19 protein-coding genes are annotated in these 16,679 nt (G+C 34.9%); 11 read left to right on the forward strand and 8 right to left on the reverse strand.

Features of this window, described 5'->3' with window-relative positions; all coding sequences use genetic code 11:
• The first annotated feature begins 239 nt into the window (after positions 1-239).
• From GJE18_RS01840 to GJE18_RS01855, 4 genes are all read left to right on the forward strand, one after another.
• On the forward strand, positions 240-803 hold the full coding sequence (locus GJE18_RS01840) for a ribonuclease FAU-1 family protein (protein ID WP_060552405.1): 564 nt from the start codon (positions 240-242) through the stop codon (positions 801-803).
• A 103-nt stretch (positions 804-906) separates the two neighbouring features.
• Positions 907-1,776, forward strand: coding sequence for a LysR family transcriptional regulator (locus GJE18_RS01845; RefSeq protein WP_060552406.1), 870 nt, complete (start codon positions 907-909; stop codon positions 1,774-1,776).
• A 13-nt stretch (positions 1,777-1,789) separates the two neighbouring features.
• Positions 1,790-2,992 (forward strand): sugar efflux transporter, encoded by a 1,203-nt coding sequence (locus GJE18_RS01850; RefSeq protein ID WP_060552407.1) that lies wholly within the window; start codon positions 1,790-1,792, stop codon positions 2,990-2,992.
• A 17-nt stretch (positions 2,993-3,009) separates the two neighbouring features.
• A complete protein-coding gene (locus GJE18_RS01855) occupies positions 3,010-3,501 on the forward strand; it encodes a DUF456 domain-containing protein (protein ID WP_060552408.1) in 492 nt (163 codons plus the stop codon).
• A gap of 151 nt (positions 3,502-3,652) precedes the next feature.
• On the opposite strand, the gene GJE18_RS01860 is transcribed toward GJE18_RS01855, so the two are convergent.
• On the reverse strand, positions 3,653-4,357 hold the full coding sequence (locus GJE18_RS01860) for a DUF1129 family protein (RefSeq protein ID WP_037566437.1): 705 nt from the start codon (positions 4,355-4,357) through the stop codon (positions 3,653-3,655).
• A gap of 89 nt (positions 4,358-4,446) precedes the next feature.
• Between GJE18_RS01860 and GJE18_RS01865 the strand changes: the two genes are divergently transcribed.
• From GJE18_RS01865 to GJE18_RS01880, 4 genes are all read left to right on the forward strand, one after another.
• Positions 4,447-4,917 carry a GNAT family N-acetyltransferase gene (locus GJE18_RS01865; protein WP_060552409.1) on the forward strand — a complete coding sequence of 157 codons (471 nt, stop codon included), beginning with the start codon at positions 4,447-4,449 and terminating at the stop codon, positions 4,915-4,917.
• Positions 4,918-4,982: 65 nt separating this feature from the next.
• Entirely contained in the window at positions 4,983-5,366 is a 384-nt protein-coding gene (locus tag GJE18_RS01870; RefSeq protein WP_179142029.1) for an SA0632 family lipoprotein, read from the forward strand.
• A gap of 99 nt (positions 5,367-5,465) precedes the next feature.
• Positions 5,466-5,765, forward strand: coding sequence for a hypothetical protein (locus GJE18_RS01875; RefSeq protein WP_037566439.1), 300 nt, complete (start codon positions 5,466-5,468; stop codon positions 5,763-5,765).
• A gap of 76 nt (positions 5,766-5,841) precedes the next feature.
• Positions 5,842-6,393, forward strand: coding sequence for a GNAT family N-acetyltransferase (locus GJE18_RS01880; protein WP_060552410.1), 552 nt, complete (start codon positions 5,842-5,844; stop codon positions 6,391-6,393).
• Positions 6,394-6,474: 81 nt separating this feature from the next.
• Here GJE18_RS01880 and GJE18_RS01885 read toward each other — a convergent pair whose 3' ends face one another.
• From GJE18_RS01885 to GJE18_RS01910, 6 genes are all read right to left on the reverse strand, one after another.
• Positions 6,475-7,041 carry an LOG family protein gene (locus tag GJE18_RS01885; RefSeq protein WP_165805069.1) on the reverse strand — a complete coding sequence of 189 codons (567 nt, stop codon included), beginning with the start codon at positions 7,039-7,041 and terminating at the stop codon, positions 6,475-6,477.
• The gene (locus GJE18_RS01890) at positions 7,037-7,507 is read right to left on the reverse strand and encodes a YaiI/YqxD family protein (RefSeq protein ID WP_060552411.1); all 471 of its coding nucleotides are present in this window, start codon (positions 7,505-7,507) and stop codon (positions 7,037-7,039) included. Before GJE18_RS01890 ends, GJE18_RS01885 begins: the two co-directional genes overlap by 5 nt.
• 1 nt (position 7,508) lies before the next feature.
• Positions 7,509-8,795: a hypothetical protein gene (locus GJE18_RS12135; RefSeq protein ID WP_240928890.1), complete on the reverse strand. Its 1,287-nt coding sequence runs from the start codon at positions 8,793-8,795 to the stop codon at positions 7,509-7,511.
• A gap of 205 nt (positions 8,796-9,000) precedes the next feature.
• The gene (locus GJE18_RS01900) at positions 9,001-9,357 is read right to left on the reverse strand and encodes a DoxX family protein (protein WP_165886068.1); all 357 of its coding nucleotides are present in this window, start codon (positions 9,355-9,357) and stop codon (positions 9,001-9,003) included.
• 31 nt (positions 9,358-9,388) lie between these two features.
• Positions 9,389-10,003: a CPBP family intramembrane glutamic endopeptidase gene (locus tag GJE18_RS01905; RefSeq protein WP_157951751.1), complete on the reverse strand. Its 615-nt coding sequence runs from the start codon at positions 10,001-10,003 to the stop codon at positions 9,389-9,391.
• Positions 10,004-10,442: 439 nt separating this feature from the next.
• Complete coding sequence (locus GJE18_RS01910) at positions 10,443-11,297, reverse strand: undecaprenyl-diphosphate phosphatase (protein WP_037566446.1); 855 nt, start codon at positions 11,295-11,297, stop codon at positions 10,443-10,445.
• A 248-nt stretch (positions 11,298-11,545) separates the two neighbouring features.
• On the opposite strand from GJE18_RS01910, the gene GJE18_RS01915 reads away from it, so the two are divergent.
• Both GJE18_RS01915 and GJE18_RS01920 read left to right on the forward strand, forming a co-directional pair.
• Positions 11,546-13,150, forward strand: coding sequence for an ABC transporter ATP-binding protein/permease (locus GJE18_RS01915; RefSeq protein ID WP_107368355.1), 1,605 nt, complete (start codon positions 11,546-11,548; stop codon positions 13,148-13,150).
• Positions 13,151-13,221: 71 nt separating this feature from the next.
• Positions 13,222-14,871: an amino acid ABC transporter ATP-binding/permease protein gene (locus GJE18_RS01920; protein WP_060552414.1), complete on the forward strand. Its 1,650-nt coding sequence runs from the start codon at positions 13,222-13,224 to the stop codon at positions 14,869-14,871.
• Positions 14,872-15,080: 209 nt separating this feature from the next.
• Here the strand turns inward: GJE18_RS01920 and mgrA are convergent, their stop codons facing one another.
• The gene (gene mgrA / locus GJE18_RS01925) at positions 15,081-15,518 is read right to left on the reverse strand and encodes a global transcriptional regulator MgrA (RefSeq protein ID WP_037566449.1); all 438 of its coding nucleotides are present in this window, start codon (positions 15,516-15,518) and stop codon (positions 15,081-15,083) included.
• 220 nt (positions 15,519-15,738) lie between these two features.
• On the opposite strand from mgrA, the gene GJE18_RS01930 reads away from it, so the two are divergent.
• Positions 15,739-16,659, forward strand: coding sequence for a CobW family GTP-binding protein (locus tag GJE18_RS01930; RefSeq protein WP_107368354.1), 921 nt, complete (start codon positions 15,739-15,741; stop codon positions 16,657-16,659).
• Positions 16,660-16,679 lie beyond the last annotated feature (20 nt).

Here is a 16,679-nt window from a genome sequence, read left to right on the forward strand (position 1 = left end):
ATTTAAGATGCATACGATACCATTAAGACCCTTGACGTTTGTAAGTGGCATCATCCCTTAATTATATGAATGAGATGAGTAGAGGTGAGGGTTATTTTAAACAAACTTTAAATTTGAAAAAAGACTTTCGTTGCAATTAACATAAATACTATTTTCATATAGAACTGTCTCCATCTTGTCTTTCTTTAGTGACATCATATAAAAGTTTATATATAATGAACAAAAGGGAGTTGGTGACTGTGAAAGTAAAGTATATTGATAAACGTCACTGGCGTCGCCTCATAGATCGGGATTATATCGAAGTCAAAGTAAATAACAATAAGTTTAAAGGAATTATCGGTTTGATAACGATGAACAAGGTGAAAGAGCCTTTGGAGGTGACCGTTGTTGGTAAACGAATGATTGTGGCAAATGATCATTTTCAGTGGCTACAAATTTTGCCGGAAAAGAAACGTTATAGTATGACCGTTATGTTTAACGATAAAGGGGAGCCTTTACAATATTACTTTGACATTAATTTAAAAAATATTACGCAAAAGGGTAAAGCGCGTACAGTAGATTTATGTTTGGATGTACTTGTATTACCTGATGGAAAATACGAACTCGTAGATCAAGATGATTTGGAACGCGCATTAAAATCAAAGCAAATTACCAGAAAACAATACCACGAAGCCTACGTAATTGCACATCAATTGATGATTCAAATCGATGAAGATTTCGAGAGTATTCACGATAAAGCAATGTATTGTTATAAAAAAATCAATCATAAATACCATAAAACAGAAAGAAGTACGCAGCTATAAACGTCACAGCAACATCGTAATTAGACATGAAGTTGTGAGGATATTTCTGCACACTGGACATGTGATGTCTAGTGTTTCTTTTTATTTTTACAGGAGGGTGAATATGAAAATTGATGATTATCGATTATTGATTACTTTAGATGAAACGCGCACGTTAAGAAAAGCTGCAGAGCGCTTATATATTTCACAGCCTGCGGTGACACAACGTCTCAAATCCATTGAGCGTCACTTTGGTGTTGAAATATTTATTCGTACCAAAAAACAGCTGATTACTACAATCGAAGGCGCTATGGTTATAGAGCATGCTAAAACGATGCTAAAACGGGAACGTCTTTTTCAAGATAAAATTAAAGCGCATATCGGCTCAGTGAGTGGTACGTTATCTATTGGGTGTTCCTCATTAGTGGGTCAGACGGTATTACCCGAAGTGTTGTCACGTTATACGAACGAATTCCCGAATGTTGAAATCCAACTTCAAGTAGGGTCAAGTGAGCACATTAAAGCACACCATAACGATTACCATATTATGATTGTGAGAGGAAATCAGCTACTCAATCTTCATAATGACCATTTAATGGATGATCAACATTATTTTATTTATCCTAAAAGTAAAGCATCTGAACTTCAAAAATTACCTTTTATTGAATTCCAAGCAGATCCCGTGTACATCAATCAAATTAAAACATGGTATCACCATCACATGTCTCAAGATTATCATGCGCGTATTAAAGTAGACCAAGTGGCGACATGTAAAGCGTTATTATTAAGCGGCGTAGGGGTAACGATTTTACCAGAAATTATGGTTAAAGACTTAGACGAAAATGAGTTTGAACTTGTGAAAGTGGATATAGAAGAAGAGTCGCTCATTCGCTCTACGTATTTAAGCTATGATGTCAGTATGTTACAACTGCCTCAAGTGAGTTCATTCATCAATATTTTAAAAGATCAAGTAGCAGCGTCATCAACAATTTAAAAAGGAGGCGCACATGTTTCGAGAATTACTTCAAATCAAAAACTATAAACTTTTTGTTGCGAATATGATGTTAATTGGAATGGGAATCGCCGTAACGGTACCCTTTTTTGTATTATTCGCAACAAATAAACTTGGGATGACCACGAACCAATTTGGCTTATTGCTCGCACTTGCAGCGATTTGTCAATTTTCAATGAATACCATAGTGGCACGTTTCTCTGACACACATGCGATCAATAGAAAAGTCATTATCATTTGTGCATTATTCATGGGAGCAATGAGTTTTGCATTGCCATTTTTTGTAGATAATATTTTATTATTCATCATTTTATATGCTATTTTTCAAGGGTTATTTGCACCAGCTATGCCACAACTTTATGCCTCGGCAAGAGAATCTATTAATCAATCCACATCTAGTAGTCGTGCAGTATTTGCAAATTCAGTGTTAAGGTCGATGTTTTCATTCGGATTTTTATTCGGTCCTTTAGTAGGAAATCTTTTAAATCAATCCTGGGGATATGATGGATTGTTTGGTGGTACGGTAGCAATTATCATACTAACATTAATTTTACAAATCTTTTTCTTCAAAGAGACGAAAGTGAAACAACCTATTCGAGGTAGTCACACATTAGAACAAAATGCGCCTTCAATGTTAAAACACACATATTTAATTATTCCGTTTTTAGCGTTTATCTTGCTGCATATTGGCCAATGGATGTATACATTAAATATGCCTTTATTTGTGACACAATATCTTCATGAAGATGAAAAGTATGTAGGTCATTTAGCCAGTTTATGTGCAGGTCTTGAAGTGCCTTTTATGATTATTTTAGGAATGGTAGCAAGCAAAATTGAAACGAGAACATTGCTTGCAATTGCCGCAGTATGCGGTACGCTCTTTTTTGGAAGTATTGGTATTTTCAACAGCGTCACGATGATGTTAGTAGGGCAAGTCTTTTTAGCAGCTTTTTTAGCTGTGTTGTTAGGAATTGGGATCAGCTATTTCCAGGATATTTTACCGCAATTTCCAGGTTATGCGTCTACTTTATTTGCAAATGCAATGGTAGTAGGACAACTATTAGGTAATTTATTAGGCGGTGCGATGAGTCAGTGGGTTGGACTTGGCAATGTATTTTATGTTTCAGCATTGTCACTTGCACTTGGTTTTCTATTAATATTATTAACAAAAACGAATGTCCAACCACACGCACAATAGAAAGGGATGATGTAGCAATGACAATACTATTTTGGTTATTGATTGTAATATGTTTTGCAGTTGCATTATTCAGTCTAATCAAGCCGATTATTCCAGGTGTCCTCTTTTTGTGGATCGGGTTTTTAATTTATCAGTTTGGCATTCACCAACACACACTATCATGGGTTTTTTGGAGTGCAATGGTGGGCCTAACTTTATTTATTTTTATTTCTGACTTATTAATGAATCGTTATTTTGTCAATCGTTTCGGAGGTAGTAAAAAAGGAGAGTGGGCTGCTTTAATAGGTGTCATCGTTGGCTCTTTTGTGTTACCTCCTTTTGGAATTTTAATTGTGCCATTTATCTTAGTATTTGTAATTGAAATGATGGAACAACGAGCGGTTGATAAGGCGCTAAAAGCGAGTTTTGGCTCCCTAGTCGCATTTTTTTCAAGTGCATTCATGCAAGGAATTGTGATGTTGATAATGATTCTATGGTTTTTCATTGATGCGTTATTCATCAATACGTAAGACGCATCAATATGATAAATAATAGCAGATTCAGGGCACATCATGATATGTGCTGTAGAACAGTTAAAGTTAAATAGCCTTCAAAGTTCATGTTCCGATGAACTTTGAAGGCTATTTTTATATTGAATATGTTTAGAAAAAATGAGAAGAATTAAGTCCCTTTATAACGCCAAGATGCCGTCTCTGTTTTATTTTTTTTATCTTGACGGTCATTAATATATAATCCAATTGGTATGACTACAAAAGAAATTAATATAAATGTCCAATTGCCAATATTAATGTACGGACCCCATTGTAAAAAGTTTTGAGGAAAGAAAAACAGTAAAAATAAAATGATGAATAACGCAATAATAACGATATAACCAAAAAACCATGAGAACCTTGAATAACTAAACGCTTGAAGTTGTACCATTTTATAGCACGCCCATATAAATAAAAACAATACAAAGACCCCTATGACAAATGTGATGGGAAATGTATATAAATAAAGACGTGTATCATTAATGAAAAAACCAATAAAACCTTTTAAGAAACAAAAAACACCAAGTAATAATATTAAATGCTTAAGAATGGTTCTAAAAATATTGACAATAGTATGATTCGGTAATGTTTTAATGGTGTGTATGGCATGTTTTTTAGGGTCATGATTAAAGAAATCCATAGCATGCGTCCCTTTATCTTCTGCTTTCAAAAGATGATCCAAAATGTGTTGTAACACTTTTTCTGATTCATATGCATTCACGCGCATATCAGCTCGAACATAAGTCATGTAACTTTCAAAAATTTGGCGATCGGTATTATTTAAACGTAATGATTTAACATTGTTGTCTCGCGTGAGTTGTTCTACAGACTTCATCATACACACCTCCTTGAAATTATGGCATAATTTAAATTGATTATAGTATGACTACGTGCAAAATACAAATGAATTAAGGTGAGGTTATTATGAGAAAGGAGACTGTAATCAAAAACATAACCCACGCTGATGTGGCGTGCATTCAAGACATCGCTCATAAACATGTGCAAATGTTGCAAGGGGACCCTACAGTTCAAAAAGGCGTGACTACGATGATGTGTGCATTATACGAAGAAATGATATTGCGTTGTCTCCAATATGAACAAGAGTGTATCCGTGTAGTATTAAGAGAAACACTGGTCGTAAGCTATATTTGGGCTCATTATGATCAATCATCGAAAACAGTGACGATTGAGTCCTTATATACCCATCCAGACTATAGACAACAAGGTATAGCAATGGAACTTAAACAATATGTTGAAAATTGGGCTAGAACACTTAAAGCCCATCATATGATAGGGACAGTTTTAGCTACCAATACAGCGATGCAGTCATTAAATGAAAAATTAGGCTATCGTGTGCAAAAAGTCATCATGCATAAGCCACTGGATAGTGACTAAAGATGCGTATACGATAGAACCATGATAAAATAGAACACAGTAATTCAGTGATGGAGAGAAGATAAATGAAAAAAGTACTCGGTGCATTGATAGCTAGTGCCATCCTTTTATCAGGCTGTGGGCAAAGTGAGAAGGATAAACTTCAAAATGAAATTAAATCCTTAGAACAAGAACAAAAAAGTTTAGAGAATGAGAATAAAAAATTAAAAGAACAAAGCAAAAAATTAGATGATCAAATTCAGCAAGTACAAGAAGATATTAAGAAACCTGAATCATCTTCTAAAGAGAAGCATAAAACTAACGACAAAGAAAAGCACAAAGACAAACCATCTTCTCAAGCAAATGAAGACGCATCAAAGTCATCTGAACATGCGCATCATGATAAAGTAAAAGACAAAGAAAAAACAGTTCAAGATTCAAATGATAAGAAAACCTCCACGAAAGAATAAGTTATATTAAATAGTTGTACAGTGGGCGGTGCGTTTCGTCTCAGATGGTTTAGGGTAAAAAATTACATATATGATTGTAGAGAAAAGAGGGACTGAACTATGTACGAAAAAGAATTTAATCTCATTGAAGGTCGTGAAATGTCATTAGTTGAACTTGGCCGTGAAATCGAAAATATAACAGGTTACACATTAGTAGATTCTACAGGAGATATTAATCGATATATTGCGTTAAAACCAAATTTTAAACATGACTGGGAAACGTATACAGCTACATATCGATTAAATCATAAAAACGATTTTGTAGATGCGATTTTTACGACGACAAAAGGTCAAGATATGGCGCGTATTAAAGATAAAGCTGTTAAAATTCAACTCATTAGTTACATTTCAAGAGCATAGATTTTAGGTGTTAAACGCGTTCTTTAGCGAATGTAGCTATTGAGCGCTTTTTTATATTTGAAAAAGGAGGATTTCAATGTCTGTCTATATCGAAACGGAACGCCTGATTTTAAGAGATTGGGAAGATGAAGACTTATTACCATTACAACAAATGAATGCGAACCGACAAGTGAGGCGTTATTTTACAAGTTTATTGAGCTATCAACGTTCTAAACTCGATTTTGAAGCCATGCAACGCACATTGAAAAAACATGGTATTGGGTTGTTTGCAGTTGAACTAAAAGCAACGCATCAATGGATTGGATTTATAGGTTTAAATTACCTTACTAAAGAAAGCCCATATCCATTTGATGAACTTCCGTTTTATGAAATTGGTTGGCGATTGCTACCTGAAGTATGGAATAATGGTTTAGCGCAAGAAGGGGCTAAAGCTGTTTTGAAGTATGTTGAAAAAATGGATTTAGGACCCATCTATGCGATTGCAGCAAAAAATAATACAGCTTCTATCCGTGTGATGCAAAAAATTGGAATGACTTTTGTCGATTATTTTGATAAACCTGAATTAAGTCAATTCAATGAATTAAAAGAGAACGTAAGATATGTATGGACACCACAACAAAGTGCCTAAAGGAAGATGTAGATGATTTCCTTTAGGCACTTTTTGAATGTGAAGGGCGATGCTGCATTATTTTACAGTAGTTCAGGTACATTAATCATACGTTCTAGTAGATATCGGTTTAAAATTATTTAAACGTTCAATTAAAGATTGAGGTTCGTTATGAACGTGTGCAAGGTGTTGATATTTACTGTCTATAAAACCTTCTTTTATCATATGTTGTATTAAAGAAACGAGGGGTTGGTAGAATTGATTTGTATTATAAATGCCAATTGGTTTTTGATGTAAGCCGATTTGTGCCCATGTATAAATTTCAAAAAATTCTTCTAATGACCCTGCCCCACCTGGTGCAAGAATAAATGCATCAGCAAGTTCAGATATTTTCTGTTTGCGTTCATGCATAGAATCAACAAGGATGAGTTCTGTTAAATTTTGACTAGTAATTTCACGAGTATCTAAAAAGTGAGGCATGATACCAATTACTTTTCCACCGTGATCGAGGACACCTTGTTGAACGGCACCCATAATACCGATAGATCCTGCGCCATAGACAAGTTCGATGTGTTGTTCAGCTAAATATTTTCCAAGTTGGTAGGCTTCATTTACATAAATATCGTTATGGCCTTTACTGGCACCACAAAAGACTGCAATTCGTTTAATCATATTTGTGCTCCTTTTCTAATTCGTATTGAATAATGCGTTGAAGTGCAACTTCAAAATGATGACGTTGTGCTTCGGAGAATGGTTTAGGACCCTTCGAATATCTTCGAGATTTACGACGTTCCTGTTGACTATAAAATCGTTGCGTTAATAATTGATCGATATTGTCATCAGTGTAAAAGTAGCCTAAATGATGCATGACATATTTTGATTTTTGAAGTGCGATACTCGCGAGTCCGTAATCTTGTGTCACGATAAGATCGTGTACTTGCATCGATTTAATGATAGCAAAATCGACCGCATCGCGACCACCATCAATATATTTAAGTTGCACATGAGAGGGGTAATCTCGATTAGAATAATGCGCGTAACTACGAAATATGTATACAAAAATGCCTGTCCCTATAGTAAGTTCAATAATTGAATCTACTACAGGACAAGCATCGCCATCAATGAGTATACGCATATTACTTTTTTAACTTACTTAAAGCATCATCAGATACTTTATTCAGTTTTTCATCCTTACGTTGTTGGTCGTTGTCTTTCACATGTTTTTCCATTTGCGCATATTGTTGTTTGAAAAGTGGTGCGTGATTCAAGTTTTCGTCAACGTTTGTATTCAAACTTGTTTTCTCATCTTGAGGCCCTTGATTCGCATCATTTTTAGTGTTATGATGCGCTGATGATTGAGGTGTTTGATCTTTAGACACTAACCCTGTTTGGGCTTCAAAAGATTGTACTTCTGCCATTGACTTAATGCGTGGCGGTAACTTATCTTCAGACGGAGCTTCAGCAGCTAGGTCTACGTTTTGAGCACTTTTTTGTATTTTCTTTTCTAATTTTTTTGCTTGTTTTTGACGTTTTTTCTCGTCTTTCTTCTTTTGTTTTAACGCTTTTTTAGATGGTGTGCCTGTTTGGTCTTGGCCTGCTGTCATCGCTTTTGTACTTGCTGTAGCGCCTAAAGTATCTCTATCTACAACGTGTTCAGATGGTTTTGGTGCATTTTTTTGAGCTTTTTTGAGTTGTTTCTGCCGTAACTTTTGATCTTTTTTTGCTTGTTTTTCTTCTTCTTTATGACGTTTTTCAATGTTTTTTTGAAGCTTTTTATTCATTTTACGCGATTGTACTTTGTTTTTTTGTTCTAATTTGTCGCCATCTGCCATTACTTTAGAGCGGTCCTTATTTCCTTGAAACGCTTTTTCGTTAGCTGGAGATGCAAGCTCAAAATCATTTGCGTCATTATCGCCAGGAACATGGCCTGCTTTTTCTTCATATTTCTGCATTTTTTCTAAGTTTTTAACCATATGCTTTTGGCGTTTTTCAATCGCTTTAGTTTCTTCTTTATGGCGCTTATCAATATGCTTTTGAAGTTTTTTATTAAACTTACTAATTTCTTTTTGGTTCTCAGCTTCAAGTTCCTCGCCACGTGCACGCACATTTTCTTTTCTTCGATAACGCTGTGCTTCAGCTTCTTTTTTCATAGCTTTGTTGTAATCACGACGACGCTTTTGCGTAGCTAAGTTTTCTTTAAGCTGACCTGTGTTTGATACAACTGCGTGTGATACACGTCCAGCAGTCGACTTTACATGGTGTGCTGCATGTGTCGTTTTATGAGCCACAGTTTTAGAAGTATTCACAGTCACATCCGTCACTTTTTTGACTTCAGGATGTTCTTTGAATTTTTGACGTTCATTTATTAATGGAACGATAAAAATAGGTAATACGTTAATAATCGTTTTAATCGTTTTATTCATGCACGTTGCCTCCATTTAAGAATATACTTAAGTCCTTTTACCCTATGATACTAGAATATAAACGCATAATACAATTCATAAGGCGTGAACATACAGGGGAGAAATGCTATACGATTACTTTAAATATAGAATATAAAAACGGTCCAAAACACAATAAAAAAAGAATGAGACGCCATAGTGTCTCATTCTTATAGGGAGGTGCAAATTAATAAAATTGCATCCATTTATTCCATTTGTAACTACAAATACACGCTAAGTTCATCACGATATGAATAATTTCAAATTCAAAACCACTCACATAGCCACGCCCTAACTTTAATGTGAAAATAGAACCTAACATCACACTAATATAAAATACATTGACATAGGGTGTTAATATCCCTGCAATTAGCATCACACCGCCAACGACTTCAACAATAGACATTAATACGGCAATCGTAGGAGGTAATCCAAGCGATCCCAAAAAGTGAATAGTGCCATCTAAGTCAACAAATTTTAATGTGCCGTGAACTAAAAAAGAAGTTGCAAGCATCCAGCGTATTAATAACATACCTAATTTCATAATGAACATCCTTTCTTGTTATATGATTTATTTAAATAAATAGTGTACTCAGTAAGTTGTTAAAGAAGTGAACGAGTATTGCTGCTTCTATACGTTTCGTTTTTAAATAAACGAGCGCAAAAATAATGCCAGAATAAAAATATGGAAGATAGCCGATGAGAGAATCAGCTTCATGTAACCACGCAAAAATGATGCTGGAAACAAGCATACCGATAAATAAATGATTTCTAAAAAACACCCGCATTACTATACCACGCATCATAATCTCTTCTGATATGGCAGGTATAACTGCAATACTTAATATTGCTGCCCAAGTAGGTACGTCTTTAAAATCATTGAAAATATTGTCATCATTGACGCTACTAGCATCTATGAAGTAGTCAAAGAGGTTATCTAAACTTATCATTAGAAGCAGCCCAGCAATGACTAAAAACCAGTCACTTAATGTTAATGCACGAAATGACAAAAATGAAAAGCCACAACGTTGCATTATTAAAAGGATGATACAAGTTAAAAGAAAAGAAATCACTGCCCATATTGAATGGGTAGGGGTTTCATTACTTACTTCAAAAGCAATACTAAGCAGTATTGCAAACAATAATCCTTTACCAAATGCGTGCATATAGGGTGCCTTTGTTACGGTCATATCATCATCGAATCGTTTCCTTAGAGGGGTCATACATTCACCTTTCAAATTTATTTATAATGATATATTAAATGGTTTAGATAAAAATAAACATTAAATGAATCTTAAATATAATAAGGGGATTAGAATTAAGTTGATTTTAATATTGGCGTAGTGGAGAGAAGAAATATAGAAGGGGCTGATACATAATTCATTGCAATTGATGATTGTCCCTGACGCCTCGATTTTTAGGTGCCTTACCTCAAAATGAATTTTCGGTATCGGCTTAATGTCTCAGAAGACTCGGCTAAAGGATCAATCACAATTCATCATATTGTTCGACACTAAGACTCAATTTATTTAGATAAATAAAAGCCAACAAAGTTCATGTATCAATGAATTTTGCTGGCTTATTCTTAATTAACAGGTGTACTATATTCCACCTTTGAAAGATACGATATTATTTAATGATGCCATAATAAACAACTGCGATGACTACTACAAGCACGATTCGATAAATCGCAAATGGCAATAATTTGACACGTTTAATTAATGATAAGAATAATTTAATCGATAATAGACCGAAAATAAAGGCTGCAAGAAAACCAAGAATATAAAATGGAATATGTGTTAAATGAATATAGCTAAAGTTTTTAATTAATGATAAGCCACTAGCGGCCATCATAATAGGGACAGCCATCATAAATGTAAAATCTGAAGCGGATTTATGATCCATTTTCATTAAGACACCTGTTGAAATGGTAGAGCCTGAGCGTGAAAATCCTGGCCACATTGCAATAGCTTGAGAAAGACCAATTACAAACGCTTGAAAATAATTTATTTCATCGACATTTTTAGGGTTGCGTACACCGCGGCTATATTTATCTGCAATAATCATATAAATTGCACCTAAAAATAGACCAATTAATACAGTAGGCACACTAAAGAGATGTTTTTCGATAAAATCATCAAATAATACACCTAAAATACCTGCTGGAATCATACCTACTAAAATATGAGTAATTTTTAAACGTCGAGGTTTAGAGCGACGTCCTTCTTGAACTTCAGGTGCATATTTTCCAATATGAAGCATTTCAAAATATTTATGCCTAAATACCCACGCTGCAGCAAAAACAGAACCTAATTGAATCACAACTTTAAAAGTAAAAGCCGATTCTGATCCTAAAAATTGCGTAGATTTTAACCACATATCATCAACTAAAATCATATGGCCTGTTGAAGAAACGGGTGCGAACTCCGTTAATCCTTCTACAATACCAAGCACTAATGCCTTAAGCAATTCAAAAAATAGCATAACATTAACCCTCTTTATGTTTAATTTTTGCTTTATAACTTAGCATATCATAGCACATCTTAATAAGCATGTCTTAATAAATAAATGCTATCAGTCCAAAGTATGAGCATCTCACATGTAAATAAACTGTCACAACTTTTTATGAAAACAAGCGTCATCAAATGCACGAAAAAATACAACCCTATATACTAGTAATACATTCATTGTAAACTGAAAAAGTATTCACGCAAATGTAAAGGACGGATAATATGAAATGGCTTCACAGTTGGTTAAAAAAATATAGGCGGTTTGCGGTGCTCTTAAGCGTGACAAATATCATGTTAGCGCTCATTATCATTACCCAAAATATTACGATTGCAATGATACTTAATGAATTATTATTAAATCAAAGCCATCATTGGCAAACGTTACTTATCATTTTAGCATTTGCACTCTTATTAAGAGCCACTTTCATGATGCTCAATGATTGGCTTGGTACACGTTTAAGTCATCATGTTAGAGGAACAGTACGACGTCAATTACTGCAATTACAATCGCAACAACCGGTTGGAACACGACTCGCTATTGCTACTGAAACGTTAAAAGAGATGCTACCGTTTTTCAAAACGTATTTACCACAACTTTTTAAATCTACATTGATTCCAATATCTATCATTATTACAATGTTCTTAATTAACCTTCCAACGGCCATCATTATGATGGTGACAGCACCTTTTATCCCGTTATTTTATATTATTTTTGGGTTGAAAACACGAGATGCTGCTAAAGATCAAATGACGTTTTTAAATCAATTCAGTCAACGATTTGTCAATTTAACACGTGGTTTAGTGACTTTAAAGTTATTTCAACATACGGATCGCGCCGTTAAAAAAATTGAACATGAAAGTACTCAATTTCGTGATAAAACCATGATTATTTTGAAAAGTGCATTTTTATCTGGTTTGATGCTAGACTTTATAAGTATGCTTGGCATTGGACTTGTAGCGCTAGAAGTTGGGTTAAGTTTAATTGTATTTCACCGTATTTCGTTTTTAACCGCTGTGATTGCTTTAATACTAGCGCCTGAGTTTTATAACGCGATTAAAGATTTAGGACAAGCGTTTCATGTTGGTAAAGAAAGTGAAGGGGCGAGTGAAATTATTCGAAATACACTTCAAGCACCGTCGGAAACACATGAAACGCCGCAAAAAATCGCAAATCAAGATGCATTAATTCAATTAAATCAAGTATCATTTCGCTATCCAAATACAACGCATCATGCAATAAAAGCGATAGATGCTAAAATCTATGAAGGTGATCATATTGCGCTTGTAGGTCCGAGTGGCGCGGGGAAATCAACGCTCGTACGATTACTCTTAGGTGAAGTGAAGGCTTCAGAAGGAAACATTACATTTTCAAAAAAGATTAATATTGGTTATTTATCTCAAAATCCTTATATTTTTAATGCATCAATTGCAGACAATATCACGCTATTTAATGACATTGATGACAATAGCATTAAAGGTGTACTTGAAGAAGTAGCGTTAGGTCATAAGATTAAACAATTTCAAGAAGGTATCCATACGCGTATCGGTGAAGGCGGAGAAATGTTATCAGGTGGAGAAATGCGCCGTATTGAACTTGCCAGAGTACTATTGTTAAAACCTGATGTCATTATTTTGGATGAACCAACAACTGGATTGGATCGTAGCACTGAACGTAAAATACAAGAAGTCGTCCAACGCCATTTTGCGCATATTACGCAAATCACGATTGCGCATCATCAAGCATCGTTGATACATGCCCATCGACGTTGGTATATCGAGCAAGGGTGTTTGATTAAAGATGATGAAACGATTTTGACAGAAATTTAATTCAATACGTTGTTGTGGGTGATAAAACTAATTAAAAAGTACAAAGACAACAAAATGGAGGTGAGATATACGTGGAAAGTGACAAAACGAATGTATTAAGTCAATCAGTGAATATAAAATGGAACCGTGATATTGTAGTAGCTATTGTTTTAGGTGTTGTGGGAAGTAGTGTAGCCTTAGCGATGTTTTTCTTTAGTGGCTATATGATCACACAAAGTGCACTAGGTGCGCCACTTTATGCGCTTATGGGGCTCATTGTCACTGTGAAACTATTTGGCTTTACACGGGCGATAACGCGTTATTATGAACGTTTGCTCTCACATCGCGCGACCTTCACAATGTTACGTGATGTAAGAGTGCACTTTTATCAAGCGCTGATTCCTATCGTTCCTAATGTTTTTAGACAATTTAAAACAAGTGACTTATTAGGCAGAATGGTCTCACAAATTGAGGCGTTACAAAATATTTATTTACGCGTGTATTATCCACCTATTGTATTAACTTTAACGAGTGGATTAACCATTGGTGTTTTGTTTTATTTTTCAATTTGGCATGCACTGACACTTTTAATTGTGATTGGGCTCTCGCTATGGTGTATTCCATGGATGAGTGCTAAGCGTGCAACAATGATTAAAAAAGATATGGACCAAAAATATCAAATGTTAATGCATCAATATTATGATTATATTTTAGGGTGTGAGGAATTAAAACGGTTTGGTCAGCGTCACTCTTATGAAACACGTCTTTTAAATGCAGAAGCAGCACTCAGTGACGTGGAGTATCGAGAACAAATGTTTCATATTATTTACCAATACATCTTAAATGTGATAAGTATGATAGCTATATTTATGACTATTTTATTAACTGCGATTCAGGTGAAATCTGGAGCATTTGATCCTATCTATGCTACAAGTATTGTACTGATGTTACTAACTTTATTTGAGCAACATGTCATGATGAGTCAGGTGGCTTATTATAAAAGTGAGACAGATGAGGCAATCCATCAATTAAATGATGTGATGTCGGTGGCGCAATTAGATGAAGGGACACACCACGTTAAAGTACATCAATTAGACAAGCAAACACCATTATTTCATCTCGAAGGTGTATATCACCAATTTCCAACGCAACAACGCGCCACTTTAAAAGATATTCATCTTAATATTCATAGGGGAGACCATATTGCAATTATAGGGGCGTCTGGTTCTGGTAAATCGACATTGTTACACATTTTATTGGGACTATATCCAATTTCTGAAGGAAAGATGGCTATAGGAGGTCAAGTTGATTTTCATCGCACGCATTGGCTGACTCAAGTGAACCCACTTATGCAAGATGCACAATTTTTTGATGGCACACTTCAAGACAATTTATTAACTACGTATGGTGAGGAAGCGTGTCTCGATGCTTTACACCGTGTGGGTCTTGATAATATTCCTTTAACAAGAGCAGTTACATTAAACAAAAATGCGTTATCAGGCGGTGAGTTTCAAAGATTAGCAATTGCCCGTTTATGGTTAAAAAATGCGCCTGTGTGGATTTTAGACGAGCCTACTAAGGGCATTGATGTGCAACAAACGTCACATATCATGCGTCAAATTCATCAAACTGCAGAAACACTCATTGTGGCAACTCATAATTTAGAAATATTAAAGGACTTTGATGTCGTTTATAAAATGGAAGAGGGTATGTTAACGCGCGTTGACCCTCAGTTACTTTGAAAACACACAAAACATTGTGATATGGAAGAAGGGCTTGGATTTTAATCCAAGCCCTTGGTTTCATGTGCCATGCTTTAACTATAAGGAAGAAGAATCGCCTATCTTCTTCACATATATGCTAAATAATCCAAATTTTAATCCATTTAGTTAGAATAGGGTGTAATAGCTTTAGGGCCTACACCTTTACTGAAGTTAATCTGTACACTCAATTATTTTGATTCACTAAAAGCAGTAATGATTTTATCAAGTAAACGGTTCAATTCTTTGATTTCATCGGGATCAAGCGAAGACGCTTCTGCAACTGTTTTTGAAGCGTTTTCTAATTCAGGTTTCATACTTTCACTTTTTTCAGTTAAATGTACGTATACTTCACGTTGATCGATTTCAGAACGTTCTCTTTTAATTAAATCGATTTGCTCCATACGTTTCAATAACGGTGAGACAGTACCTGTATCTAATGCAAGGTCTGTTACAACTTTTTTCACATTAACAGGTGACTGGTTCCAAAGAATTTCTAAAACTAGAAATTGTGGATACGTTAAGTTGTACTTTTTGAAAATTTTGTTTGAATAATAACGATTCACTTGACGTTGTGCATTATACAAACTAAAACATACTTGCTCTTTTAAATTAAGATGATCAGACATAATTTTTTTCCTCCAGACATTCTATCCGTATTTCTCTCTCACGGATGGGAATCCGTCCATAATTGAGTGGATTTAAGTCGCTCTACTTAAATCTATGCTATGCTAAAAATAAAGCATGCAGTAATTTTAGAAGATTCTACACACTTTATCAAGCTAAAAGACAGATTTACACATACATTGTTGAAAATTTGTTGTTTATTTAAGAGAAAGGTTAGATTTTATGTTAAATAATAAAACAAAAGTTACAATTGTAAACGGTTTTTTAGGGAGCGGAAAAACCACATTCTTAAGTAATTATATGCCCCAAATATTAAAAAATGATGAGAAAGTTGCGCTAATTGTAAACGAATTCGGTAACTTTGACATGGATAGCGAACTTTTAAACCATATCGATACGAAAGTGTCTTTAATGCATGGTTGCGTATGTTGTGACTTACAAACAGAGCTCGTGAGTACCATACACCATTTAATCATACATAATCAAGTAGAACACATTGTAATTGAAGCGACAGGCATCGCAAATCCTATTGATATGTTGATGGCGTGTGAAGACCCTATAATTTCACAACGCGTTCAATCCCCTCAAGTCATCACAATTGTTTCAGCATCTGATATTTGTCGTAAAGCATCCTTTAGCCAAGCCAAACAACAATTAATAGAAGACCAAATGCGTGCCAGTCATCATATCATCATCAATAAAATCGATTTGCTAGACAATGCGGAACAGCAAACAGAGGCTGTTAAAGCTGTTCGAAAGTATGCACCACATAGTCAAATCATTTCAACGTCATATGGACAGTTGTCCCAAGTGCTTTCCTACGATAACACTACCCAGAAAATGCCCGCTCAAACGACAGGTCACCCAACTTTTCAAAGTATGACGTATACCTTTCAAGGTCCTATTGCCCAAGATGCATTTATCGAATTTATATTGAAGTTACCTGAAACGATACATAGAGCGAAAGGATTTATTCGATTTAGAGCAGAACCGCAAGAAACAATAGTATTTCAATTTGCACAACCTGTACCTTCTTTAGAAAAAATAGGTGAAAGTGATGTACCACTTTCAATCGTTTTGATCGGAGAACATTTAGATAAAGCGCAATTAAGAAATCAGTTAGATATGTTACAATTTAGCTAATAGTAGAAGCGGGGTGGCTT

This window comes from Staphylococcus agnetis (assembly GCF_011466855.1).
Lineage (GTDB): Bacteria > Bacillota > Bacilli > Staphylococcales > Staphylococcaceae > Staphylococcus > Staphylococcus agnetis.

What these genes read in the sequence shown, in the direction of transcription:
- GJE18_RS01845 (WP_060552406.1), top strand. Translation starts at nt 907, where the DNA reads ATGAAAATTGATGATTATCGATTATTGATTACTTTAGATGAAACGCGC.
- GJE18_RS01850 (WP_060552407.1), top strand. Translation starts at nt 1,790, where the DNA reads ATGTTTCGAGAATTACTTCAAATCAAAAACTATAAACTTTTTGTTGCG.
- GJE18_RS01855 (WP_060552408.1), top strand. Translation starts at nt 3,010, where the DNA reads ATGACAATACTATTTTGGTTATTGATTGTAATATGTTTTGCAGTTGCA.
- GJE18_RS01860 (WP_037566437.1), bottom strand. Translation starts at nt 4,357, where the DNA reads ATGAAGTCTGTAGAACAACTCACGCGAGACAACAATGTTAAATCATTA.
- GJE18_RS01865 (WP_060552409.1), top strand. Translation starts at nt 4,447, where the DNA reads ATGAGAAAGGAGACTGTAATCAAAAACATAACCCACGCTGATGTGGCG.
- GJE18_RS01870 (WP_179142029.1), top strand. Translation starts at nt 4,983, where the DNA reads ATGAAAAAAGTACTCGGTGCATTGATAGCTAGTGCCATCCTTTTATCA.
- GJE18_RS01875 (WP_037566439.1), top strand. Translation starts at nt 5,466, where the DNA reads ATGTACGAAAAAGAATTTAATCTCATTGAAGGTCGTGAAATGTCATTA.
- GJE18_RS01880 (WP_060552410.1), top strand. Translation starts at nt 5,842, where the DNA reads ATGTCTGTCTATATCGAAACGGAACGCCTGATTTTAAGAGATTGGGAA.
- GJE18_RS01890 (WP_060552411.1), bottom strand. Translation starts at nt 7,507, where the DNA reads ATGCGTATACTCATTGATGGCGATGCTTGTCCTGTAGTAGATTCAATT.
- GJE18_RS12135 (WP_240928890.1), bottom strand. Translation starts at nt 8,795, where the DNA reads ATGAATAAAACGATTAAAACGATTATTAACGTATTACCTATTTTTATC.
- GJE18_RS01900 (WP_165886068.1), bottom strand. Translation starts at nt 9,357, where the DNA reads ATGAAATTAGGTATGTTATTAATACGCTGGATGCTTGCAACTTCTTTT.
- GJE18_RS01905 (WP_157951751.1), bottom strand. Translation starts at nt 10,003, where the DNA reads ATGACCGTAACAAAGGCACCCTATATGCACGCATTTGGTAAAGGATTA.
- GJE18_RS01910 (WP_037566446.1), bottom strand. Translation starts at nt 11,297, where the DNA reads ATGCTATTTTTTGAATTGCTTAAGGCATTAGTGCTTGGTATTGTAGAA.
- GJE18_RS01915 (WP_107368355.1), top strand. Translation starts at nt 11,546, where the DNA reads ATGAAATGGCTTCACAGTTGGTTAAAAAAATATAGGCGGTTTGCGGTG.
- mgrA (WP_037566449.1), bottom strand. Translation starts at nt 15,518, where the DNA reads ATGTCTGATCATCTTAATTTAAAAGAGCAAGTATGTTTTAGTTTGTAT.
- GJE18_RS01930 (WP_107368354.1), top strand. Translation starts at nt 15,739, where the DNA reads ATGTTAAATAATAAAACAAAAGTTACAATTGTAAACGGTTTTTTAGGG.